The sequence below is a fragment of the Aquirufa sp. 5-AUSEE-100C1 genome, from assembly GCF_054558655.1.
Map to the genome: position 1 here is coordinate 23,447 of NZ_JBPXKO010000001.1, position 24,960 is coordinate 48,406.

At 41.7% G+C, this 24,960-nt stretch carries 23 protein-coding genes; 10 read left to right on the forward strand and 13 right to left on the reverse strand.

Features of this window, described 5'->3' with window-relative positions; all coding sequences use genetic code 11:
- Positions 1-1,404: a class II fumarate hydratase gene (fumC, locus tag ACMH5P_RS00120; protein WP_459492265.1), complete on the forward strand. Its 1,404-nt coding sequence runs from the start codon at positions 1-3 to the stop codon at positions 1,402-1,404.
- 70 nt (positions 1,405-1,474) lie between these two features.
- Here the strand turns inward: fumC and ACMH5P_RS00125 are convergent, their stop codons facing one another.
- From ACMH5P_RS00125 to ACMH5P_RS00140, 4 genes are all read right to left on the reverse strand, one after another.
- The gene (locus ACMH5P_RS00125; RefSeq protein ID WP_459492266.1) at positions 1,475-1,810 is read right to left on the reverse strand and encodes a hypothetical protein; all 336 of its coding nucleotides are present in this window, start codon (positions 1,808-1,810) and stop codon (positions 1,475-1,477) included.
- 21 nt (positions 1,811-1,831) lie between these two features.
- Positions 1,832-2,191: a metalloregulator ArsR/SmtB family transcription factor gene (locus ACMH5P_RS00130; protein WP_459492268.1), complete on the reverse strand. Its 360-nt coding sequence runs from the start codon at positions 2,189-2,191 to the stop codon at positions 1,832-1,834.
- Between the two features lie 334 nt (positions 2,192-2,525).
- Positions 2,526-4,982, reverse strand: coding sequence for a bifunctional UDP-N-acetylmuramoyl-tripeptide:D-alanyl-D-alanine ligase/alanine racemase (locus tag ACMH5P_RS00135; RefSeq protein ID WP_459492269.1), 2,457 nt, complete (start codon positions 4,980-4,982; stop codon positions 2,526-2,528).
- A gap of 82 nt (positions 4,983-5,064) precedes the next feature.
- Positions 5,065-6,255, reverse strand: coding sequence for a phosphoglycerate kinase (locus tag ACMH5P_RS00140; RefSeq protein ID WP_459492270.1), 1,191 nt, complete (start codon positions 6,253-6,255; stop codon positions 5,065-5,067).
- A gap of 161 nt (positions 6,256-6,416) precedes the next feature.
- Between ACMH5P_RS00140 and ACMH5P_RS00145 the strand changes: the two genes are divergently transcribed.
- Positions 6,417-8,051, forward strand: coding sequence for a VRR-NUC domain-containing protein (locus tag ACMH5P_RS00145; protein ID WP_459492271.1), 1,635 nt, complete (start codon positions 6,417-6,419; stop codon positions 8,049-8,051).
- A gap of 128 nt (positions 8,052-8,179) precedes the next feature.
- Positions 8,180-8,512 carry an HPF/RaiA family ribosome-associated protein gene (locus ACMH5P_RS00150; RefSeq protein ID WP_459492272.1) on the forward strand — a complete coding sequence of 111 codons (333 nt, stop codon included), beginning with the start codon at positions 8,180-8,182 and terminating at the stop codon, positions 8,510-8,512.
- Between the two features lie 34 nt (positions 8,513-8,546).
- Here ACMH5P_RS00150 and ACMH5P_RS00155 read toward each other — a convergent pair whose 3' ends face one another.
- The 7 genes from ACMH5P_RS00155 to ytxJ form a co-directional block, all read right to left on the reverse strand.
- Entirely contained in the window at positions 8,547-9,986 is a 1,440-nt protein-coding gene (locus ACMH5P_RS00155; protein ID WP_459492273.1) for an AAA family ATPase, read from the reverse strand.
- A 1-nt stretch (position 9,987) separates the two neighbouring features.
- Positions 9,988-11,106 (reverse strand): vWA domain-containing protein, encoded by a 1,119-nt coding sequence (locus ACMH5P_RS00160; RefSeq protein ID WP_459492274.1) that lies wholly within the window; start codon positions 11,104-11,106, stop codon positions 9,988-9,990.
- Positions 11,107-11,211: 105 nt separating this feature from the next.
- Positions 11,212-12,468 carry a methionine adenosyltransferase gene (metK, locus tag ACMH5P_RS00165; protein WP_459492275.1) on the reverse strand — a complete coding sequence of 419 codons (1,257 nt, stop codon included), beginning with the start codon at positions 12,466-12,468 and terminating at the stop codon, positions 11,212-11,214.
- Positions 12,469-12,532: 64 nt separating this feature from the next.
- Positions 12,533-13,720, reverse strand: coding sequence for a lycopene cyclase family protein (locus ACMH5P_RS00170; RefSeq protein ID WP_459492276.1), 1,188 nt, complete (start codon positions 13,718-13,720; stop codon positions 12,533-12,535).
- Entirely contained in the window at positions 13,721-14,590 is an 870-nt protein-coding gene (gene lipA, locus ACMH5P_RS00175) for a lipoyl synthase (RefSeq protein ID WP_459492277.1), read from the reverse strand.
- A gap of 13 nt (positions 14,591-14,603) precedes the next feature.
- The gene (locus tag ACMH5P_RS00180) at positions 14,604-15,410 is read right to left on the reverse strand and encodes a hypothetical protein (protein ID WP_459492278.1); all 807 of its coding nucleotides are present in this window, start codon (positions 15,408-15,410) and stop codon (positions 14,604-14,606) included.
- 6 nt (positions 15,411-15,416) lie between these two features.
- Positions 15,417-15,743, reverse strand: coding sequence for a bacillithiol system redox-active protein YtxJ (ytxJ, locus tag ACMH5P_RS00185; protein WP_459492279.1), 327 nt, complete (start codon positions 15,741-15,743; stop codon positions 15,417-15,419).
- Between the two features lie 64 nt (positions 15,744-15,807).
- On the opposite strand from ytxJ, the gene ACMH5P_RS00190 reads away from it, so the two are divergent.
- The 3 genes from ACMH5P_RS00190 to ACMH5P_RS00200 are packed head-to-tail and all read left to right on the forward strand — an operon-like array spanning position 15,808 to position 18,878.
- Positions 15,808-17,055, forward strand: a complete 1,248-nt coding sequence (locus tag ACMH5P_RS00190; protein ID WP_459492280.1) for a 3-deoxy-D-manno-octulosonic acid transferase — start codon at positions 15,808-15,810, stop codon at positions 17,053-17,055.
- The gene (rsgA, locus tag ACMH5P_RS00195) at positions 17,042-17,974 is read left to right on the forward strand and encodes a ribosome small subunit-dependent GTPase A (protein WP_459492281.1); all 933 of its coding nucleotides are present in this window, start codon (positions 17,042-17,044) and stop codon (positions 17,972-17,974) included. The genes ACMH5P_RS00190 and rsgA overlap by 14 nt, the downstream gene beginning before the upstream one ends.
- Positions 17,955-18,878 carry an ROK family protein gene (locus tag ACMH5P_RS00200; protein ID WP_459492282.1) on the forward strand — a complete coding sequence of 308 codons (924 nt, stop codon included), beginning with the start codon at positions 17,955-17,957 and terminating at the stop codon, positions 18,876-18,878. The genes rsgA and ACMH5P_RS00200 overlap by 20 nt, the downstream gene beginning before the upstream one ends.
- Here ACMH5P_RS00200 and ACMH5P_RS00205 read toward each other — a convergent pair.
- Positions 18,875-19,981, reverse strand: a complete 1,107-nt coding sequence (locus tag ACMH5P_RS00205; RefSeq protein WP_459492283.1) for an acyltransferase family protein — start codon at positions 19,979-19,981, stop codon at positions 18,875-18,877. The genes ACMH5P_RS00200 and ACMH5P_RS00205 overlap by 4 nt on opposite strands.
- The gene (locus tag ACMH5P_RS00210) at positions 19,978-21,708 is read right to left on the reverse strand and encodes a S8 family serine peptidase (protein WP_459492284.1); all 1,731 of its coding nucleotides are present in this window, start codon (positions 21,706-21,708) and stop codon (positions 19,978-19,980) included. The genes ACMH5P_RS00205 and ACMH5P_RS00210 overlap by 4 nt, the downstream gene beginning before the upstream one ends.
- 8 nt (positions 21,709-21,716) lie before the next feature.
- Between ACMH5P_RS00210 and ACMH5P_RS00215 the strand changes: the two genes are divergently transcribed.
- The 4 genes from ACMH5P_RS00215 to ACMH5P_RS00230 are packed head-to-tail and all read left to right on the forward strand — an operon-like array spanning position 21,717 to position 24,949.
- Complete coding sequence (locus ACMH5P_RS00215; RefSeq protein ID WP_459492285.1) at positions 21,717-22,127, forward strand: HYC_CC_PP family protein; 411 nt, start codon at positions 21,717-21,719, stop codon at positions 22,125-22,127.
- 45 nt (positions 22,128-22,172) lie between these two features.
- The gene (locus ACMH5P_RS00220) at positions 22,173-24,380 is read left to right on the forward strand and encodes a TonB-dependent receptor (RefSeq protein WP_459492286.1); all 2,208 of its coding nucleotides are present in this window, start codon (positions 22,173-22,175) and stop codon (positions 24,378-24,380) included.
- 11 nt (positions 24,381-24,391) lie between these two features.
- Positions 24,392-24,592 (forward strand): heavy metal-binding domain-containing protein, encoded by a 201-nt coding sequence (locus ACMH5P_RS00225; RefSeq protein ID WP_459492288.1) that lies wholly within the window; start codon positions 24,392-24,394, stop codon positions 24,590-24,592.
- Positions 24,593-24,634: 42 nt separating this feature from the next.
- Positions 24,635-24,949, forward strand: coding sequence for a heavy-metal-associated domain-containing protein (locus tag ACMH5P_RS00230; protein WP_459492289.1), 315 nt, complete (start codon positions 24,635-24,637; stop codon positions 24,947-24,949).
- The last annotated feature ends 11 nt before the right edge of the window (positions 24,950-24,960 follow it).

Here is a 24,960-nt window from a genome sequence, read left to right on the forward strand (position 1 = left end):
ATGGAATATAGAATTGAAAAAGATACGATGGGTAAGGTAAACGTGCCTGCACATGTATATTGGGGCGCGCAGACGCAGCGTTCGATCGAAAACTTCCCGATTGCTCAGGATATCAACAAGATGCCGAAGGAAATTATTCGTGCGTTTGCTTATTTGAAAAAGGCGGCAGCCATCACCAATTTTGAGGCGGGTGTTTTGGAAGAGGCGAAGAAAAATTTAATTGCACAGGTTTGTGATGAGATTTTAGCGGGTCAATTGGCTGATCAATTCCCTTTGGTGGTTTGGCAAACGGGTTCAGGTACACAGTCGAATATGAATTGCAATGAGGTGATTGCTTACCGCGCGCATGTACTTCAAGGCGGTAGTTTGATGGATGAGCTGAAGTTTGTACATCCGAACGATGATGTAAATAAGTCGCAGTCATCGAATGATACCTTCCCAACGGCCATGCACATCGCTGCATATCAAGCCCTCATTGAAGTAACAATCCCTGGAATTACGAAATTAAGAGATACGCTAGACGCAAAAGCAAAGGCGTTTAAAAACGTCGTAAAGATCGGACGGACCCACTTTATGGATGCCACCCCTTTGACCTTAGGTCAGGAGTTTTCAGGCTATGTTTCTCAATTAAACCATGGCTTAAAGGCCATCAATAATTGCTTAGATCACTTAGCTGAGTTGGCTTTAGGAGGGACAGCTGTAGGTACTGGAATTAATACCCCTAAAGGTTATTCAGAAAACGTTGCAAAGCACATTGCGAACCTAACCGGATTGCCCTTTAGAACGGCTGAAAACAAGTTTGAGGCCTTGGCAGCACACGATGCCATTGTGGAGGCGCACGGCGCTTTAAAAACAGTAGCAGTTAGCTTAATGAAGATTGGTAATGACGTGCGCATGTTGTCTTCAGGTCCGCGTTCGGGTATTGGAGAGATTTACATTCCAGATAACGAACCAGGCTCATCCATCATGCCAGGGAAAGTTAATCCTACGCAGTGCGAGGCGATGACTATGGTGGCAGCGCAAGTATTGGGGAATGACGTTGCGATTAATATCGGTGGTGCATCGGGTCACTTCGAATTAAACGTATTTAAGCCCGTGATGATTTACAACTTCTTGCATTCAGCTCGCCTAATTGGAGACGTTTGTGTGGCATTTAATGATAAGTGTGCTGTAGGTATCGAACCTTTGCATGATAACATTGCCAAACACGTAAATAATTCGTTGATGCTCGTGACTGCCTTGAATACCAAAATTGGTTATTACAAAGCAGCAGAAATCGCTCAAACGGCCCATAAAAATGGCTCAACATTAAAAGAAACAGCTATTGCCTTGGGATATTTGACCGCTGAGGAGTTTGATGCGTGGGTACGCCCTGAGAATATGGTAGGTGAGATCAACGTATAAGGAAGAAAAAAATACGCGATTCTCGTGCGATTACCTTTAAAATGCCTCATACGATACGTATGGGGCATTTTTATGCCATTTCGCGTAATTCGATGGTGTAAAACGGGTTAGGGAAGGGAAAACTCTCCGCGACACGCGTCGCTTCCTCCCAGGATGACATGATCAATGTGATGACTTGTGAAATCTCTCCGCCGTCGATCAACTGAACTATCTTTTGTTCAATTTTTCCACTGGCTCCTAAATACATCGTTTGGCCTGAGAATTTTTGGTAAAGCATGTCTTGGTATTGCTCTTTGACCGATTTCAGCCAGGTACGAATTTGTTCCAATTCTTCCGTCGATGCTAGGCTATTAGCTCCTGATATTCCCTCTACGGGTCCACGAATAATGATCACAAATCGTTTCATATAAATTGTATTATTCTAATTTTAAAACTCACTTTGAAATTTGTCAAATGGGTTCTCTGCTTTCACTTTCGGGGCTCTGACAACGCGTTCTTTGGGAGGTGATTTAGGGGCTGCCTGGCTCGCAGGGAGTAGGGGAGTTAACCAGTTAGCTAGCTCGGCTAAAACCTGTTTGTCCAAGGAGTAATAGATGAAGACGCCGTTACGTCTTGTACAGACAATACCCGCCTCCTTAAGTACCGACAAGTGCCTCGAAATAGTCGGAGCTGCATAGTCAAATTGATCAAAAATGCTACTTGCAGGTAACTCCCCATCTTTCAGCATCTCGATAATCTTACGTCGAGACTCATCCCCAATAGCCTTACTTATCGCTTCGATTGTCATGTATTGATTACTTAATTAGCTAATTTAATATATTCTAATTACTTATCAAAATTGCTTCTTTTAAGCATATATGACACCATTTGTTTGCTCAGCTAATTATTTAGCAATAATACTAATTAATATTTAGCGATTAAGCTATTTATTTAGCATGAAGCACAAATATAATTAGCTTAATAGCTTAATAAATGTAAATAAGTTCAGAAGATCTTTTGAGTGGCTTATTGCTTCGTTTTTACTTTGATTTACAGCTTACCGATTGGCTTTAATGCAAAAAAAATAGCCAAGTGATTCATTCACCTGGCTAGCTCGTATGTAGTTATTTTTAGTGCTTATCTTAGTCGCGCACGTAGATTCTTTTTACGCGTGTTGAGATGCTTGTCATCATTTCATAGGGTATCGTTTGTGCCGATTTGGCTAGTGCTCCTAATTGTATTTTTCCGCCAAATACGATAGCTTCATCACCCTCTTTGATTGTGGGTAAATGACTAACATCTACCATACACATGTCCATACAAATACTGCCAACGGTCGGGCATAATACACCGTTAATTTCGAATTGTCCTTGGCCGCTTCCTAAGGTACGACAATAGCCATCGGCATAGCCAATAGCAAGTGTTGCAATTTTGCCATCTTCTTGAAATTGTCCTATTCTTCCATAGCCGACTGTTTCCCCTTTTTTGACATTTTTAACTTGAGATACATAGGTTTTTAAGGTTAATACGTTTTCAAGTGATTTTTTTTCGTCCGAATTACCCGAAATTCCATACATACTGATGCCCAATCTGACCATATCATGCCTTGCTTCGGGGTAATTATGGATAGCAGCGGAGTTAGCGATATGCCATAAGGGGCGGTAAGCTAGGCTATTGCTAATGGCCGTTGCAGCTTCATTAAATTGATTGATTTGAAACTCAGTAAAATCTTTGTGTTTGGGGTTTTCCGAGGCTGCTAAATGGCTCAATATACTGACGATCCATAACTGGGGCATTTGGCTTAATTGTTCCGTTAGGGAATTAATATCTTGCATCTCAAATCCCAAGCGTTTCATACCTGTATCTAATTTGATGTGGATCTTGATGTTTTTATTCTGATGATTGCTGTATTCATCTATCGCATTAAGCATGCTGAAATTATATATCTGAGGTTCCAATGAATAGGAAACCATCTTGTCGAATTCTTCGACTTGGGGATTCATTACCATGATTGGTGTATATATGCCATTATTTCGCAATAATACTCCTTCGTCTGTATACGCTACCGTTAGGTATTCAATACCTTGTGATTGCAATAATTTCGCGATTTCGACTGCGCCGGCTCCATAGGCTTGTGCCTTAACCATTCCCATGATTTTGGTTTGATTCCCAAGCACTTTGCGGTAATGCCCCAGATTGTGTTGTAAAGCGTCTAAATTGATTTCCAACTTAGTGCAATGTGTTTTAGTTTCAAGTGCATTGACAATCTTTTCAAATTCGAATCGTCTGGCGCCTTTTAATAGAATGATGGAATCTTTTAAATTGTTTAGATCTCCAGATTCTATTAGGGAGTCAGTACTTGCGTAGCTATCTATCTGATTAAAATGGTGCTTATTCCTTTCTATTTGGCTTCCTACACCAATGATCTTTTCGATTCGTTGGTTTGCGATTAATTGTGCGATTTGTTGGTATAAAGAGGATTCTTCAATTCCTGTATCTATGAAATCACTGATTATCAATACTTTGCTTTTCTCCTCATATCTTTTGAATAAGGGTAAGGCTAACTTTAGTCCATCGATATCATTGTTGTAGGAGTCGTCAATTAATTGGTTATTTCGCAAACCTTCCTTAATCTCCAAGCGCATGGAGATCGATTTGATTCCTGGTATAGCTTGATTGATTTCTTCTTGCGTCATGCCCAACAAATGCGCTTGTATCAAACAGTGCGTTAAGTTTTCCAACGAAGCCTCATCATGTAATTGGCATTGCACCGAAAGAAAAGCTTCCGATTGATTTCGCTTCTGAAACTTGAGTTGGCTAATTTTACCCTGTATCTTCCAATAAACGAATATCGATTGGTTGGGGTCTGTGGTGCTCCAACTAATTAACTCACAATTCGGATTTATTTTTTTTATTTCTTCGGATACGATCGGAATCGTATTGCTACTTGCTCGGTAAATTAAGTGCTTGGTATGCCTAAAGAGTTGTAGTTTTTCACGAAGCTTTTCCTCATCAGACTCGAAGTTTTTGCCATGCGCTTCTCCCATATGCGTTAATATCCCAAATTCGGGCTTTACAATAGGTTCTAAGCGCTGCATCTCGTTCATCTGAGATATTCCAGCTTCGAATATTCCAAGGCTGTGATGGGCTTTTATGCCCCAAATGGAGAGGGGTACGCCAATTTGGGAATTAAAGCTTTTCGGGCTTCGGACAACTTTAAATTTGTTCTTGGTTAGGGTGTATAGCCATTCTTTGCAGGTGGTTTTTCCGTTGGAGCCTGTTATTCCTACCACGGGTAACCCAAAGGCAATGCGGTGTAGGTGTGCAATATGTTGCAGTGTTTTTATCGCATTAGAAACAATCCAAATAGAAGTATTAGGCCAGCTTTGGGCTTTTTCTGCTAAGGGGCCATTCCAAGCTGATTTTTCCACAATAAATTCTCGAACACCTTTTTGATACAGGGATTCTACGAATTGATGCCCGTCGTGATGCAAGCCTCGAACCGCAAAAAATGCTGTTTCAGCGGGTTCATAGATTTGCCGACTGTCTAAACTAATGTATGTCGATTTTAATTGAACGGGCTCGTTGGGATATATCATATGCTATGGCTGAACAAAAGACTAAAATACAAAAAGGCGAGGAAACAATTCCTCGCCTTTTAAAATAAATCTGTTGTACGAATTAAGCTTCTAATGCAGCTACTCCTGGTAAAATTTTACCTTCCATGTATTCCAATAAGGCTCCGCCTCCCGTAGAAACATAAGAGACGCGATCTCCATAACCCGCATTGTTGACAGCGGATGCTGAATCACCTCCTCCAATTAAGGAGAATGCCCCATTTTCCTCCGTTGCCTTAACAACTGCATCAGCGATCGCATTGGTACCAATCGCGAAGTTAGGGAATTCAAATACGCCCATAGGACCATTCCAAAGGATAGTTTTCGATTTAGAAACCACATCTTGGAATAATTTTACCGATTCAGGGCCAATGTCCAAGCCTTCCCAGCCGTCTGGAATTTCACCGCGATTAACCGTTTGGCGATTAGCATTGTTGTTGAAATCATCTGCACAAACATTATCTACAGGCATGATAAGATTCACACCTTTAGCTTTTGCTTTTTCGATTAATGCTTTGGCTAATTCTACTTTATCAGGTTCTGAGATTGATTTTCCAATCTTGCCTCCTTCTGCTAGCGAGAAAGTATAGGTCATTCCACCCCCAATAATCAAGTTGTCAACCTTATCCAACAAGCGCTCAATGATCAAGATTTTATCCGATATTTTTGAACCTCCCATGATCGCTGTAAATGGACGCTCAGAATATTCAAGAATTTTTTGTGCATTTTCAATTTCCGCTTGCATCACATAGCCTGCTACTTTATCAGTAAAGAATTTACCCATTACTGCCGTAGAGGCATGTGCACGGTGTGCAGTTCCAAAGGCATCATTTACCCATACATTGCCCAAACGAGCTAATTTCTGTGCAAATGCCTCATCTCCTTTCTCTTCTTCTTTGTAGAAACGCAAATTCTCTAACAAGAGAATTTCACCCGCTTGTAGATCAGCGGCTAATGCAACCGCATCCTCGCCGATGCAATCCGTTGCAAACTTTACCTTTACCCCAAAAACTAATGACAGGGGAGTAACTAAGTGTTTCAATGAATACTTCTCCGTTGGACCATCTTTCGGTCTTCCCAAGTGTGACATCAAAATCGCCGAACCACCATCCTTTAAAATCTTTTGGATTGTAGGAATCGTCGCTTTAATACGCGTATCATCTGTAATTTCAAATCGCTCATTAAGAGGTACGTTGAAGTCCACACGAACTAATGCTTTTTTACCAGCAAAGTTGAAATTTGAAACCGTTTGCATAAATTTTGTTTCGTTATATCTAGTGATAAACCTGAAAAATTTCAGGCTTACAAATATAACATCATTTCTGAAATTGTTGAAAAAATCTAATTTTCTGTTGAAAATCTTGAAATTTATACTCAAATAGTCCTATTTTCGTTTAAAATATTTATGTCCAAAACATGGAGAACCCTGAATCAACCAATTTTTCTCCAACTTATTATTGGGATTACTTTCAATATGTTTTGCGATACTTGGATAAGCATTATAAAAATTTGCTAAATCCGGCTGAATCCCAATTTATCTCTTCATTTTCTCAGCTGTCTTTTTCAGCCCAATGTTTGTTTTTACGGTTATGCGGTCGGCGTGTGGCTTGGTTCAATCGCAACCAGTTAAAATATCCGGAAATAACTGATTTATCCGGCGCCATTCAGGAATTGATCGAGGAGAAATTTATAGGCATTTATGACGAACAAGTTTTTACTCCAAGTCTTTTACACGTTTTCACGAAACAAACCTGCCTAGATCTCTTATCCGGCGATCAAACAAAATCATCTTTTAAGTCTTTGTCGAAAGCAGAATTAGTAGAATTGTTGACCGATCTTTCCATCCCTTCGAGTTTTGTTCCCAAGGCTTGGATTCGTCCTTTGCAAGCCGAATACTATGCTTTTGTGATGTTTTTGTTTTTTGGTAGCAAGCACCGAGATTTGACGGAATTTGTTGTCAGAGACCTCGGACACCGTCAATATGTAGAAATAAGTGAAGATGATTTTAGCCCCTATTTTACGACGCGAAAGGAGATCGAGGATAAATGGCAAATCAGCCTTTGGCGGGAATGGTTTTTTGAGCAAAAGGATTTACTCGATCCCGTGCATTTGCAAAAATCATTGGTTGAGTCGCTCGTTCCGCTCGCTGAAAACTTGTCGGAATTGGCCATTCCTGCCTATGAGCGGGTACTTTTTCAAGTTGGCCGACACCTCGAACGTCAAACTTTTCTGGAACATGCCTTGGAGGTATACGAGCTTTCAGCCTCTGCTCCATCCTTAGAGCGTCGTGTTCGTATTTTAGCCAAATTAAAGCGATTGGAGGAAGCGGTATATTGGGCGGAATTCGGAAAAGAATATGTGCAGAATCCGACGGAGTTACATTTTTTTCAGGATTTTTTGGCCCGACAAGCCTCTAAGCTTCAAATCAAACAAGTGACCGCTCGTTTAAAAAAGGCGGATAAAATTGAGATTGATGGATCTTATCAAGGACGCGTGGAACAGGGTGTCATTGATTACTACCAAAGCCAAGGCTATTATGCTGCATTTGCTGAAAATGGGGTTTGGAAGAATATGTTAGGTCTTTTGACTTGGGAGTTAATTTACGAGGATCGTAGCGCTGGTTTTCATCATCCCTTTCAGTATGCGCCGACCGTTGATTTTACCCAAGTCAATTCCGTGCGTTTTACCCAATTAATAGATACGCTTTTGGATCTCCCTTTGGCTTTGGAAAAAATGCGTTCAACGGCAGAACAACATCAGGGGCAAATCAACCCGCTGGTGGATTGGATGCATTTGAATTGGGAATTGATTGAGCGGGTCTTAGAAAAGGTAGAAACATCTGCGGTCCAACAGGTTTTACGGCTGATGTGGTCTCGTTTATCTACCCATGCCAAAGGTTTCCCGGACTTATTTATCACGAAAGATGATTCGTATGCATTTGTCGAAGTAAAGTCCCCCAATGACCATTTATCCGCTATTCAGCATTTTTGGCATGATGCCTTCGCCGATTTAGGGATAAGCTTTCAGTTGATCCGAGTCGTGTGGAAATAAAAATTTGTTAATTGCTTGACAAGGGTTCGAAAAAAATATACCTTTTCAATGAATCTAAAACGTTCTGTTTTTCGGTGGCTTTGCTAAGATTCCCAAAGCATCTTATTCACCCTTTAATTTTAATGATTATGAAAGTGCAAGTACACGCCATTCACTTCAGTGCTGATCGTAAATTGTTGGATAGCATTCAAGCTAAGTTGAATAAATTAGATACTTTTTATGATCGAATAACCAGCGGAGAGGTATTCCTTAAATTGGCCAAAGGCGAAGGCAAAATGCGAGAGAAGTTGTTGGAAATTAAAATTGCAGTTCCTGGGGCTGTTCTGTTTGTCAAGGAGACAGCTCGATCCTTCGAAGAAGCCTTAGATCTCGCCCTGAATGCTTTAGCTGAACAGATTAAACGCTTTAAATCAAAAACCCATCAAGTTAAATCGGATAAGCTCAATCTTTCCCTCGAATAAAAAAGAAAAGCGCCCCATTCGGGCGCTTTTTTTATTACAGAATCCCCAGTAAATCTTTGAATTGGAAACCATCTTGGAGGCGTTCTTTACCCAATTTATGATGCTCCGCCAGGGCCCAAAGCACAAATTCCTTTACGAAATATTTGTCTTCTTTAGCTGTGTCGGGTTGGTATTTTTTCAACAAAGCCTCTAAACTAGGGATGGCATCTAAGGCCAACTGATATTCCTTTGATGGACTTTCGTCGTACAAGACCAATCCACCATCCGAGAAAATAGCTTCCAATAATTCGCTGTAAGGGCTTTCCTCAATTTTCTTACTCAATTTCTCGATTTTCGGGAACATACCCGGTAGGAAGGTTTTAATAGCTGAGCCGATTAATTGCTCCGCAACGAATGCGGCTCCTTCTTGTTCTCCTTCATAGACCAACTCCACCTTGCCGGTAATCGCTGGTATAATACCCATAAAGTCAGCTAAACGAACCGTTGTGTGGGTTTCTTTATTCAATAATGCACGTCGCTCGGCGGTGCTCACCAAACTCTCTAGCATCGATATACTCATTCGGGCACTGACGCCACTCTTGATGTCAATGTATTCGCTTGATCTAGCCTCGAAAATAATTTGTTCTAATAAGTCATAAGCAAGATTGGGAATGTAAACACGTTCCGCTTGCGATTGATTGATTCGCGCCTCTTGAGATGATATCTTGCGTGCAATGGCGATGCTTTCCGGGTAATGCGTCAGGATTTGTGACCCAATACGGTCCTTGAGTGGTGTAACAATGCTTCCCCGATTCGTATAATCTTCGGGATTGGCCGTGAATATAAATTGGACATCGAGCGGTAAGCGTAGTTTGAAACCGCGAATCTGGATGTCACCCTCTTGTAAAATATTGAACAGGGCTACTTGAATCCGGGCTTGTAAATCCGGAATTTCATTGATGACAAAGATGCAACGATTGGCGCGTGGAATCATTCCGAAATGAATCACGCGGTCGTCTGCGTAGGATAACTTCAAATTAGCTGCCTTGATAGGATCCACATCGCCAATTAAATCGGCTACTGTTACATCAGGTGTCGCTAATTTTTCCGCAAAGCGGTCGGAGCGATGCAACCAGGCGATTGGCGTTTGATCTCCCTTTTCTGCAATTAAATTGATGGCGTATCGAGAAATGGGATTCAAGGGATCATCATTGATTTCTGAACCCGCCACGTAGGGGATATATTCATCCAATAAATTTACCATGAGACGTGCTAGCCGTGTTTTGGCCTGTCCACGAAGTCCTAATAAATTGATGTTGTGGCGGGATAATATCGCACGCTCTAACTCTGGAATAACCGAATTTTCAAATCCATGCACACCTTCGAAAACGCTTGTGCCCGCTTGCATGTGCTGGATTAAATTATCGCGTAATTCATCTTTGATGGATTTACTTTGGTAGCCTGAGGCTTTTAATTCACCTAAATTATTGATCATTTTATTTGAGTCTTTTCTTTCTGTTCGTTTCGTAATCTTGGAATATCATTTCCCCTAAACCGCGCAATCCCGTGTAAAAGGCCTTCCCTTGATTGGCCTCCGTGAATTTATCCACAAATTGCTGCAAATAAGGATCGCGCGCGATCATGAAGGTTGTGATCGGGATATGTAATTTTCGGGCTTGAGCTGCCTGTGTGTAACATTTTTCGGTTACGTAGGGATCTAGTCCATTGCTGTTCATGTAATAGGTGCCATCCTTTTCACGGACACAACTTGGTTTCCCGTCGGTAATCATGAAAATCTGCTTATTCGTATTCCGCTTTCTTCGTAAGATATCCATCGCCAATTGTAGGCCAGCTACGGTATTGGTATGGTAGGGTCCAACTTTCAGGTAGGGTATATCTTTGATTGAAATGCTCCAGGCATCATTTCCAAAGACCAATATATCGATGGTATCTTTGGGGTAACGCGTGGTGATTAATTCGGCCAAAGCCATAGCCACCTTTTTTGCGGGGGTAATTCGATCCTCGCCATACAGAATCATCGAGTGGCTGATGTCGATCATTAAGACCGTGCTCATTTGGGATTTGTATTGCGTGTCTTCCACGACCAAATCATCTTCGATGAGTTCGAATTCACCTATTCCATGATTGATTTGAGCATTTTTTAAACTTTCCGTCAGGGATATTTTTTCCAAGCTATCCCCGAAGTGATAGGAACGAAATTCTCCGGTCAATTCATCACCTTGGCCAGATGCCTTGGTTTTGTGGTTGCCGGCTCCACTTTTATTTAAATTTCCGAAGATATTTTCCAAGGCGGTTTGGCGGATCGCACGCTCTGTCTTCGGGGTGATGCCCATGCCCGATGAGCCATTCTCATCGATTTCCTCGCGGATATACCCTTTGGCTTTTAAATCTTCGATGAAATCGTCGATGGTATAATTTTCATCGGTCAATTCGTATTCCTTGTCCAATTCCCGCAACCAATCGATGGCCTCATCAAAATCCCCAGCGGTATGCGTGATAAGTTCTTTAAATATGCCAAAAAGCTTATCGAAAGGGGAGACGCTTTTTTCCTCGAATTCTTTGAAATAAAAACCTTTCCTACTTGTGTTGCTCATAGATTTAGTAACCCCATTCAGGTGATATTTGTTCAAGTTAAGTAGATTAATTCATAAAAAAAGGTGCTCTTGTGGGAGCACCTTCTACATATCAATTCGATTGGATTAAATACCAAATGCCGATTTTACCGCATCTACATAATCTAATTTTTCCCAAGTAAACAATTCTACTTCTTTCGTAACTGATTGTCCTCCAGGACCCTGGAATGTCTTGGTAACTACCTCGTTCTTACGACCCATGTGGCCATAAGCAGCGGTCTCTGAATAAATCGGGTTACGTAATTTCAAACGTTGTTCGATAAAGTAAGGACGCATGTCGAATATTGCCTCCACCTTGCGTGCGATCTCTCCGTCACTCAAGTTCACTTTTGACGTTCCGTACGTATCAATAAATAAACCACATGGTTTTGCTACTCCGATCGCGTAAGAAACCTGCACCAATACCTGGTCACAAAGACCTGCTGCTACTAAGTTTTTCGCAATGTGGCGCGTCGCATAAGCTGCTGAACGGTCTACCTTGGATGGATCCTTTCCCGAAAATGCTCCACCACCGTGAGCTCCTTTACCACCATAGGTATCTACGATGATTTTACGGCCTGTCAAACCCGTATCTCCATGCGGCCCCCCAATAACAAATTTACCCGTTGGGTTGATGTGGTAGGTAATCGCATCGTTGAACAATGCCTGTAATTCAGGCTTCAATTTAGCTTTCACACGTGGAATAACGATTTCAACGATGTCTTTCTTGATTTTCGCCAACATATCTGCTTCCGTCGCAAAATCATCATGTTGCGTAGATACCACAATCGTATCGATGCGCTGAGGCGTGTGGTCGTCGCTGTATTCAATCGTTACTTGAGATTTTGCATCTGGACGTAAATAGCCAATCAAATTAGGCTCGTTGTTGCGGATATAGGAAAGTTCTTGCAAGATCTTGTGTGCTAAATCCAATGCCAAAGGCATGTAGTTTTCTGTTTCTTTCGTCGCGAAACCAAACATCATTCCTTGGTCACCTGCGCCTTGTTCTTCCGGTTTTGCTCGGTCGACCCCTTGGTTAATGTCGGCCGACTGCTCATGAATCGCCGATAGGATACCGCATGAGTTTGCTTCAAACATGTACTCCGACTTCGTGTAACCGATTTTGCGAATTACTTCCCGCGTGATGGCTTGAACATCTAAATACGTTTTGGTATTAACCTCACCTGCTAAAACGACCTGTCCGGTGGTTACTAAAGTCTCACAAGCCACTTTGGAAGTTGGGTCAAAAGCCATAAAATGGTCAATTAACGCATCCGAAATTTGGTCAGCTACTTTATCGGGATGTCCTTCAGATACTGATTCAGACGTAAATAGATAAGCCATTCTTTATTTATTTTTATGTTAAAAATCGTGCAAATTTAAGATTATTATCTCGGGGCACAAACCATTATTTCGAAAAGCTTTTTCTTTTAAATGCAATTTTGAAAAAGGCTTTCATAAATGTCCAGGTTGGTACTGTACGCATTAAAGTAAAATCTTCCCATACACTCGTTTTCTCATCTAAAAAGCGAAGCATTTTTTGGGCGCTATTTTTCTGGAACAATAACTCAAAAACTTGGCTACCTTCGATTTCTTGGTCGACGAGTACTTGGATTAATATCCGATCCAATAGAATTTTGAATTTGTTTGGAGGGATAAGCCATACATCGTATCGGCCTTTTTCAAGGTTTTGAACTAATTTTTTTAATAAATGCTGTGTTCTGAAAAACGAATAGCCCGTACTCGCTTTTACAAATCCGCCCGCTGTGCCGATTTTGATATGTTTCTGATGTAGATTTTGAGGAATATCCAAGTAGTTCATCGGGATGATTCCTTTCTCAGTGGCAACAACTCGGTAATCATCTTCCCCTAATCCGTAATAAGCCAATAAATAGGCCTTGATTTTCTCTAGGTATTCTTCCTCCTTTAGGAGTTCCCCTGAGAAAAATGTATGTTCAAAAAGCGCCACCTTACTGCTCGTGGGAAGAACGTACATGAACTCACAGGCCTTCGTAAAGGCGATTCGAAAATCGAAGAGTATAGCTTTGGTAGGGTCAAATAATGGGAAGTTTGTTTCGATACTCAGGCCAACAAAATGCTGTTTCAAATCCTTGGGATTTGTCAAGTCGCAAGGGTAGGGGCTAATACTGTCAAAGATTTTTTGCGTTGCCTCAAAAATCCCCAAGTCGGTTTTTACCTGGGTATATTTCCCCTCATATTGAAATGATTCGATTTTAGCTTGTAAGAATTCGAATTTGGGGTGTTTTTGGATTTGTTCACGAACCGTTTTTGACCAATGTTGACTATCAATTTTCCGATACACAAAGGGTGAAATGCTTAAATCCATACATTTATTTTGAAAGGTATGAACCTGCAAGTCCTTCCATTGGTGTTCAGCGAAAGAATCAAAGCTATGGTTTTGGTCTGACCAATAAGACCATGATTTGGGGTGATCGACACCTAGATCGATTACCAAAACAGACTCGAAAGAGAGATTACTCTCAGCTAAATAGGATGCGAGCGAAAGCCCCGCCATACCACCACCTGCGATGATGTAGGTATATTGCTTGGGACTTGAGTTCGCGTTTTCCATCATCTAGATGTGTCTTTCTGCATGGTAGCTCGAACGAACCAATGCGCCTGATTCCACGTAGGCTAAGCCTCTTTTCAATCCCTCTTCTTTGTACATGGCAAATTTATCTGGATGTATCCATTCGATTACCTCATGGTGCATTTTGGTCGGCTGTAAGTATTGTCCTAATGTCAATACGTCCAATCCATTCGCCACTAAATCATCCATGGCTTGGAAAACCTCATCCTGAGTTTCGCCTAAGCCTAACATAATGCCTGATTTGTTCCGTTTGCCAAATTCCTTGGTACGTTTGATTTGTTCCAAGCTACGCTCGTATTTCGCCTGTGGACGCACATAGCGGTATAATCGGGCTACCGTTTCCATATTATGTGAAACGACCTCCTGTCCTCCTTCGATCATGCGAATCAAGGCATCCCAATTCGCTTTGACATCGGGGATTAAGGTTTCTATTGTCGTGGCAGGTGTAGTTTCTTTGACTGCACGGACCGTTTGGTACCAAATTTCAGCCCCTTTATCCTTCAGTTCATCACGGTTTACCGAGGTAATAACCGCATGTTTTACTTGCATCAGTTGGATAGCTTCAGCCACCCGACGAGGTTCATCTTCGTCATATTCTTGTGGCCGACCGGTTGCTACGGCACAAAATGTACATGAACGGGTACATACATTACCTAAAATCATGAAAGTCGCTGTTCCCTCGCCCCAGCATTCCCCCATATTAGGGCAATTACCGGATTGGCAGATGGTGTGTAATTTATATTCGTCAACGAGTTTCCGAACCTTACTGTAATTTTCACCGATCGGTAATTTGACACGTAGCCAATCAGGTTTACGATTTGTTGGGGCGGGATTTACTTGTGGTAATTCAATCATTTTATAGGCGCTTTTAATGACTTTTTCCGAAGAAGACAGTCAGGTATCCGGTGGTGTAAACACTCCGACCGGGCGTTTGGTTTAACATTTCAATGGGTTGAGTAAAATAATCCAAACAAAATCCAAGTTCAACACTCATGTGATTTTGTCTAAATGATTCTAATTCAAGGTTTAAAGCCGATTTAAGGTGCCAACCCGGGACAATTTTAGATTCCGGAAAGCCGTTTATAATACCGGCACTTCCGATAATGTAAGCTTTTGGGTAACTATTGTCTAGCGTTTTGGCATAAGGTACCGCCGTTGTTAACGTTTGATTGGTCGCTGTATTCGTATAGGAAATATCAACGTAATAAGGCTTTTGCATACCAATACTGGGTCCTGTCGCAACAATACCTCGTAAAGCGGGACCTCCCTCGGCGGTTTTTCGGAAAAGTGTCATCGAACGTCCATACATCGGTCGGAGGACAACTAATTGATTCAGCTTTCCCTCCAAATAGGTACGTCCATTGAACGAATAAGGGGAAGTGAATTCTCGGTAATCTTTGATTAAATCAGCATCTAATTGAATAAATGATTGGCTACTTTGTTCATTTAGCCATAATTTTCGGTAGCTGAATCCTCCAATGATCCCTGAATTGGTACTTGTGCTTATTCCGATTGCCCAAGTACTTTTTAATGCTTCTGTAGGCAAATTCGTCGTACTCGTTTTTGGGCTTTTTTTACTCGGTATTTGCAAAGTGCTCTCCGCCGAAGTCGCTTTCCGCTGTGCATAGCTGCTTAGGGATATCAATAGGCAGGAAAGAAGGATGCAATACCGCATATTTAATTATAAATGAGGGTTTATTTCATCAAAAGCAATGTCCCAATGTGTTGCAGAATAAGTACAAGCGCCCTGATTAATGACCAATACTTGTGGCGACTGATGTTCTACATCAAATTTTTCAGCGATCGCTGCCGAGATGGGGCGATAAGCAATCAAGTCTAAATAATAAGCAGGTGTTTCCTCGGCGTTCCAGGCACGCTCTAGCCGGCTCAAGGCCGTCGATGAGATGGAACAACGGGTACTATGTTTAAAAATAACTACGGGCTTCGAGGCAGACTGGCCTACGATTTCATCGAGTTGTGTTTCGCTAGTTAGGGGAATCCATTGCATTTGTTGAGGCAGTGTGATGCTTATTTAGTAATTTTATTGATTCAACATCAAATTTAGTAAAAACTTGAGAGTTTGGTTGTATTCTTTTGCCTTGTTTTTATATCGCCAACTCGTTCGCGTGGTTTCGCTATTTCAGTTGAAGGCGAATTTGTGGAACGAAGGGCAAATTCATGTTTGGGATGGATTGGAAAGGGCATTGGCTACGAATGATCGGCCGGTGGCTTGGTTTCATACGGCGTCCTTAGGTGAATTTGAACAGGGTAAGCCTGTGATCGAGGCATTTCGGGAGCAATACCCCAATCATTTTACATTGGTTACTTTTTTCTCTCCCTCAGGATATGAGATTCGTAAAAATGCAAAGGATATAGATTTCGTGAGTTATTTGCCCTTGGATGGATTTAAATCCAGTGCTCGTTTTTTAGATTTAGTAAAACCTAAAGTGGCGATTTTTGTCAAGTATGAATTCTGGTATTTTTACTTGAATGGGCTTCATAATCGTAACATTCCAATCCTGTTGATTTCTGCCATTTTTCGCCCAAATCAGGCTTTTTTCGCTTGGTATGGCGGGTTTTTTCGGGATATTCTCACGTGCTTTACCCAAATTTTTGTTCAAGAAGAGGCATCCAAAAATTTATTGGAGTCCATCGAAATAAGGCATGTTCAAATCGGTGGAGATACGCGTTTTGATCGAGTGGTTCAGCATTTACGCCAACCGAAACCCTGGGATGTTTTGAATCAATTTATCAATCAACAAGAATTTATGGTGATTGGGTCTGCTTGGCAGGCCGATATGGATGTATTGATTCCCTTGATCAATTCGAAGGCTTTTCCGTTTAAATGGGTGATTGTGCCGCATGAAATACATCCCGATGAGTTGAGTCGGTGGGCTTCACAGATTGTACTACCCGTTCAATTCTCGACCAAAGAAACCGTTGAGGATGCTCAAGTGTTGATAGTGGATCAAATCGGATACCTTTCTCAGATTTATCGAGGGGCTACTTTTGCCTACATTGGAGGTGCTTTTGGGGCAGGATTACACAATACCTTGGAGGCGAGTGTGTATGGGCCAACCGTTTTTTTTGGAAACAAAAACTATAGCAAGTTTAAGGAAGCCCGGGATTTAGTAGAGTTTGGTCTGGCCTATCCAATTTCGGATACGGATTCTTTGGCAAAAAAGATGCGAGAAATTTATGATTCCGATGAGGAGTTTGTCAATAAACAGGTTCAAGCACGTACCTTTGTTGCACTACAAGCTGGAGCAACGGAGCGAATTATGAGTTACCTAAAAGAACATCATCATGGAATTAAGTAAAGGACTCATTATGCGTTCAACGGGTTCCTGGTATGAAATTCGTTCAGAATCAGGCAAGGTGTATGCTGGCCGACTGAAGGGAAAGTTCAAATTGAAAGGTCCTAAAACGTCCAATCCTATCGCCGTAGGCGACCATGTCATGTATGCCATGGAGGATGAGGCAAATCAGACTGTTGTTATCGAAGATATTTTACCTCGGACGAATTACCTGATTCGGAAGTCGGTCCATAAAACAGCGCAAGGCCAATTAATGGCTGCGAACGTTGATCAAGCCATATTTGTCATGACCTTGAAATCCCCTAAAACCTCCCTGGGTTTTTTGGATCGTTTTTTGGTTACCGCCGAGGCCTTTCGGATTCCTGTTCAAATCGTGTTTAATAAAATGGATTTGTTAAGCGAGGAAGAGCAAGATAAGGTATTCGAATATGCCGCCTTATACCAGGAGTTAGGATATGGAATTTTGTTCACCTCAATTCCGAAAAATGAGGGAGTGGAGGAGTTTCGTGCTATTTTCCAACAAAAAGTTTCGCTATTGACGGGTCATTCTGGGGTAGGAAAATCGAGTTTGATGAATTTGGTCGCGCCGGGTTTACAGATTAAGACGAAGGAAATATCTGATTTTGCCCAAAAAGGCGTTCATACCACGACCTATGCAACCATGTGGGAGATGAATCCGGGCACTTATTTGATTGATAGCCCGGGTATTAATGAGATGGGCGTTTATGAAGTGGAGAAAGCGGAGTTGGCGCACTATTTTCCCGAGATGCGTGCGCTTTTAGGAGAATGTAAATTCAATAATTGTTTACATCTTTCAGAGCCATCTTGTGCTGTCCGAAAGGCGGTTGATGAAGGAGAGATCGCAACGAGTCGGTATTTAAGTTATTTAAGTATATTCGATAATGAAGACAACCGACGCTAATTTATGGGGAATCGACTTGGGCGGAACCAAGATTGAATGTGCAGTTTTAGATGCCCAAGACCCTTTGAAAGTGCTCATTCGTGAACGAATAGATACTGAAGCTCAAAAGGGCTATGACCATATTTTAAGTCAGGTTAAAATTTTAGTGGATCGCGTTTCGGATAACTTGGGAATTCGTCCCAGTCGAATTGGTTTTGCGACGCCTGGAGTTTTGAATCCGCGCACACAAACCATGAAAAATTGCAATACGGTCTCCATGAATGGCAAACCAATGGCCGTTGATTTAGCTCAAATTCTTGGATGTGAAGTGAAATTAGCCAACGATGCGAATTGTTTTGCATTGGCCGAAACTTTGTTGGGCGCCGTTCAAGACATTAATCCCAAGGCCGAAATGGTTTTTGGAATCATCATGGGAACAGGTGTTGGCGGAGGTTTAGTTGCCCATGGAAAAGTTGTTCAAGGTTTACATGGGATCGGCGGCGAGTGGGGACATAATATATTGGAGGAGGATGGTTTGGATTGCTATTGTGGTAAGTCGGGCTGCGTAGAACATGTTCTCTCAGGCCCCGCTTTGGAGCATTTTTACCATTCAAAAAGTGGTCAATCCAAGAGGATGCCAGAGATTATGCGCTTATACAAGGAGAAATCGGATGAGGTGGCGATTGCTACCGTAGAAAGGATGTTGGAAAATTTCGGTCGCGCGGTTTCTACGTTAATCAACGTGATTGATCCCGACGTGATTGTGATTGGAGGAGGCTTAGGGAATATCGATTTGCTTTATTCTGAGGGATATAACCGTATTCGTAAATACATCTTTAATTCGGGTGAGGTGTTCACGCCGATTGTTAAACCCAAATTAGGGGATAGTGCAGGTGTTTTCGGGGCAGCAATGTTATTTGCTTAAACTTTTAAGAACCATTTTTTGCGGTAGAAGACGTAGCAAAAGCTCCAGCATATTAGCACAAAGCTGATGGCGAATGCGAGTGAACCGTTGAATTTACCAAATACAGGTTCGAAAATGTGCCAATAAATCCAATCATTCAGGCCAATTTGACCGTTTCCCTCCGTGATGGAAATATTGCCCATTTGAATGGCAAGAACCTCTGAAATGGCATATGCCAATATGGAATTGGTTCCAAAAACCAAAAAGAATTTATTGGCAAAGCTATTTTCTTTGGTTTCTATCCACCAACTCAACAAACCGATTAAAATAAAGTCAATTCCGGCACATAAGAGGACAAAAGAGCTAGTCCATAATTTCTTGTTGATGGGAAAAGCCTTGTCCCAAAGTAATGCTAGCGTAATTAATAGTATGCCGTAGATCAACAAATTAGTTAAGGGCGATTTATTAATCGCACGTTGTTTTTCTAAAAACATGCTGGCCTGATAACCCAATAAACAGGTCGAGATGGCTGGCAGTGTGCTGAGAAGTCCCTCTGGGTCAAATGGGATCCCATTTCCATGATATAGATGATTAGGACCCAATAAAAATAGATCCAATTTCAAGACGGCATTCGAACTTAATTCATAGGGTATTCCGGAGTCGCCAAAAATGTACATAATTGCCCAATAGGCTAGTAAAATCAGGATATTGATGCGTGTTAACCAATTGGCAGGGACGCTTAAGGTAATAAACGAAACGGCACAGTAGGATAGGGCAATTCTCGGTAGGACATTTAGGATTCGAAGCTTTTCGAGGCTGAATTCTGTGAAAGGGAAATAAAATATCAAATAATTGATCAGAAAGAGCAGAATAGTTCTTCGGATAATTTTCGTTCTGACACGAGGTGTCAGATTGTAATTAAAGGATTTGAATGAGAATCGCATGGCAACCCCCACCATGAATAAAAAAGTAGGAAAGACTAAATCAGTGGGTGTAAATCCATGCCAATTGGCATGTTGAAGTAAGCTGTATGTGAAATCTCCATTGCCGGAAGTATTAACTAAAATCATACAAGCCAACGTAATTCCTCGCAGGATGTCTAATGAAAGAAATCTCGTTTTCATTTTGATAGGTTTAGCATCACGGGCAAAGTTTCGATTCCCGTTTCTGATGTAAATCTAAAATAATATTTCCCAGAAACGAAAGGAGGGAGTGAAATTTCTGATTGTTCAGGCAGATTGCTAAGTGTTTGTACAACAGCACCTTGCGGGGAAATTATTTCCAAGTTGACAGGTGTTTTTTTCTGATGTTCAATGCGCAAGCTTTGGCCAATGGTAATTGGATTTGGGTAAATACGTGTCGAATGATTGACCTGGGGTTCGATGGCTAAAATTGGGTTAATAATCTTGCTCGCTCGATCGAAATGAGGAATTCCATAGCCTAAATTGGTATTGGGATTCATCGCGAGGGTACCAGACATTCGTAAAGCGCGCATAATTTCCCAGGCACTTTTTGTCGGATGCGCTTGCACGAGTCCAGCTGCGATCCCCGCAATTAATGGCGCTGAAAAAGAAGTTCCACTAACGGCACTAATTGTCCCATCTGATCTTCCGGTAATTGTCCCGAGTCCCATCGCTGCGATATCGGGTTTAATCCGGTTGTCAAAACTTGGTCCCAAGGAACTAAAGGATGCCCGAATACCTGTTCGGTCAACTGCTGCGACGCTGATAATAGAATCAGCATCGGCGGGTGATGAAATGTATTTCCATGAAGAGGATCCTTCATTTCCGGCAGAAACAGTACAGATAATCCCCCTTTGACTGGCCCAAACTGCCGCTTGGGTACTGATGGCTGTTTTTCCATCCATGTCTTTATATGCATGGTTGTATTTAGGATTATCAAAAGTAGTGTAACCCAACGAAGAGCTAATGATATCCGTTCCCAGGCTATCTGCCCATTCAGCCCCACGCAGCCAATTCACTTCTTCAATCAATAATTCATGCTGACTTTCTTCCGTTTGTGCTAAAGCAAAATTTGCCAAGTAGGCCGTTCCAAAAAGCTTACCTGGGGCTTGTCCAGCCATTGTACTTAATACCTCGGTGCCATGGGAGCCTCCCTTAAACACATTTTTTATGGTTGGGTCCGTAATCAGTGTGGCATTGATGCGTTTTTCTTGAAAAATAGGACTTAAAACCGGACTCGTATTGGCATCTAAATAACCATCATCGAGTAGCGTAATGAGGACATTTTCTCCTTTGAAGCCATTTTGATGCATAATATCTGCCCCAATCTGAGTTAACTGCGCAAATGAAGCACCATAATCGGATATGGATTCCTCGGCCAGGCTTCGATTCAATGAATTTCCTTGAATGCCACTCGTAGAATCGAGTGCCATGTTTTTGTAATAACCCTTAACCGCTGGTAGGCTTAAAACCTTTTTTAGCTTGATGGGATCCGTCTTTATGACAGCTCCATTGACCCATTTAAGGGGATAAAGAATCTGTACCCCTTGGTTAGAGATTTGCGATAAATACGACGAATTAACGGGTAAATCTTGCTCTGTGACTTTAATTTGCATTTTTTGCCGACGAGTAATTGCTCTTTGGCTTAGGAATGCTTGGGGATTGTTGACCGAAAAGTTCGTGGATGCTTTGTCTTTAAATAAAATCAGGTATCGGTATTGGGGGGTAGTGGTTCCTTGAGCAAATGCGCCTTGAAGGATACTAAATAAAAGAATAATCGATACGAATTTAATGACTTGAACACAGTTTGGTTGGGCCAAATTAGCTATTTTTACATTTAATTCGAACAAAAAACCGGATTTATTCGTTTTGTTTATTGATTTTTTCAAGTTTTCACATGCGAAATAACCTAAATAAAGGATTTTGTCTTTTATTGGCTGCCTGGCTCTTGGTTGCCAACGTAGGTTTTGCATGGAGTCAATCAACTTGCCTTTTTACCGGTATTCAGAAAACGTCTTGGCAATACAAGGCAAATTGCTGTGGGAAAAAAACATCACAAAATCCGGATCATAAAACCACTTTTTCCCGAGCTTCTTGTTGTCATTACAAACATTTTCAGGTAAAACTTCAAGCCTCTTTTGTCCTTGAAAAGCAAGCTCTTATTTCGGACTTGTGGGTAAAAAACACAACGGTTTCTTTTCGTCATCTTATTCATTCATTTAAGGTTGATAATCCTTTAGGTTCACTAGATCAAAAAATACTTTTACCCAGCGTTCGAAGGGCCTTTTTACAGATTTATCGGATTTAGGATTGAAAAGCATTTGACTTTTCATTCATCTAAATGTTCGAAATCATGTTTACTAAATATATTTGTTTGCTTTGTTTATTGAGCTTTCCCGCATTGTCGCAGGAAATTACCGGTCGGGTCATGAGCCTGGATTCCCAAGGGAAAATGGAGGATTTACCGGGCGCTACGGTTTATTACCAACCCGAAAAAAAAGGAACAGTAGTTGGGACGAATGGCTTATTCTCCCTGAAAGTTCAGCAATTCCCCGGTTGGCTTTTCGTTCGTTCCGTCGGATTTGATTCTGATTCCATATGGGTTACTAAGCCGCAGTTTGTGCACGTACATTTGAAGGCAAATACCTCTGAATTGAATGAGGTAAAGGTTTTGGCGAGTCCAGGCGGCCACGATGTGCAATCGATTCAAAGTAGGGAGATCCTCACGATGAAAACCTTGGCTAAGGCCGCTTGCTGTAATCTTTCAGAGAGTTTTGAGACGAATGCGAGTGTATCGGTCAACTTTAGCGATGCCGTGACTGGGGCAAAACAAATATCGCTTTTGGGTCTCTCGGGTACTTATGTACAAACTCAAGTCGAGAATGTTCCTTCCATTCGAGGTCTAAAATCAACTTACGGTCTCAATTACATTCCTGGTACCTGGATTCGATCCATCGATTTAGCCAAAGGGCAGAGCTCCGTCGCCAATGGATATGAGTCGATGACCGGAGCCATCAACATGGAGCTGGCCAAACCCGATACATCGGAGGTTTATTTCTTAAATGCCTATGGGAATTCGCAAGGGCGATTTGAGCTTAATCAACATGCGGCACATAAATTCAATGCCAAGCTTTCCACGGCATTATTGACACATTATTCCCAACAAGCCTATCGCCTCGATGGAAATAAGGATGGTTTCATGGATTTACCTTTGTTTCAATTGGTAAATGTCATGAACCGTTGGAAATACGCCTCGGAACATTGGATGATGCAGGCAGGGGTTAGCTATCTGCAAGAAGATCGTTTGGCTGGTCAATTGGGTTTTTCGGAGAAGAGTTCGAATCGTTATTTGACCTATGGATTTGGCAGTAATACGGGACGGTTTGAAGCATTTGCCAAGATAGCAAGGTTATTTCCGACAAAGCCTTGGAAAGGGGTGGGCTTGATTTTATCGACAAGCCAACATCAAAACGATGCCTATTTTTCATTCAAGAACTACATGGGTCGTGAGCAGAGTATGTTTGGTAATTTGATTTATCAGTCGATGATTGATAATACGAATCATACTTGGAAGGCAGGAACTAGTTTTTTGTATGATTCCTACCAGGAGCGATACATTGATTCGAGCTATGCTCGGACGGAAATAGTTCCTGGTTTCTTTGGTGAATATACCTGGACAGTACCCAATAAGTTGACGGTTGTCATTGGAAATCGAATCGATTTTCATAATCAATTAGGCACCAAATGGGTACCTCGATTTCATGCCAAATGGGATGTTGCAACTAATTGGATGGCTCGCGCCTCTTTGGGAAAAGGTTGGCGTCGGGTGAATCCCTTGGCGGAGAATATGGGATTTTTGGCGAATAGTCGATATATCCAATTGGTCGGAAATCTTAATCCTTTAGAGGAAGCTTGGAATTATGGAATGAGTCTGACACATGATTTTACGCTGGGGACTCGAAAAGGGAATATCGTTTTTGATTATTTCCAAACGGATTTTACGCATCAATGGATGGTGGACATGGAGATCGCGCATTCGATTCGCATGTATAGCAGCCCGGGTGTCTCTTTTTCCAAGAGTGCGCAAGTAGAGGTGAATTATAGTCCTTTACCGCGTTTGGAGTGGAAAGTGGCTTACCGTTACCAGGATGTAGCGGCTGATTACCTCGGTAGTAATGGTGGTTTACGCCGCCTTTCCAAACCCTTTTTGAATAAGGATCGGGTATTGGTTAATTTAGCTTATGCCACCAAGTACGATATTTGGAAGTTTGATTTGACTTGGCAGTGGAGTGGACCTCGACGGATTCCCAATGCTTATGTCCACTCAGGTGACGCGCCTGTGGCGACAGCGCCTGCTTTCTCGATGGTCTATGGACAGGTTACACGCCAATTTAAAAAATGGGAAATGTATTTAGGCGTGGAAAATCTTTTTAATTTTACACAACCCAATCCTATTATGAATGCTTCGGATCCGTTTGTGAAGGAGTTTGATGCAACCATGGTTTGGGGCCCAGTGGCCGGGCGAATGGTTTACACGGGTTTAAGATATAAAATCAACTAAATAATAAGTCTATGAAAAAGTACCTATTAATGACCGGAATGGTTTTGGCAATGTTTGGAACATTTGCACAGACTCCTACAACGAAGAAGGCGAAACAAGAAGAGAAAAAAGAAGTTTATCAATGTCCTATGAAATGCGAAGGAACAAAGACCTATTCGAAAAAGGGTAAGTGTCCTGCTTGTACCATGGATTTAAAAGTTGTTAAGAAATAGTTTAACTTCCCTAGGCTGAAGCCTAGGGTTAAAAATAATCGGATGAAACATATATTATTATTTCTACTCCTGCCTTTCGGGTTATTGGCAGGACCTACGCAGACCGTTAAGATCAAGACCTCTGCGATTTGTGAAATGTGTAAAGAACGCATCGAGAAGAATCTCGCTTTAACGAAAGGAATCGAAAAGTCGGATTTGAATCTCGAGGATCAATCCAATATCACGGTTGTTTATAATCCAGAAAAGATAGATGTGGCGAAGATTAAGCAAGTTATAGCGGAAACGGGCTATGACGCCGATGAGGTCAAAGCCATTAAGAAAAGCTACGATAAGCTCCCCAATTGCTGTAAAAAGTAATTGAAAAAGGC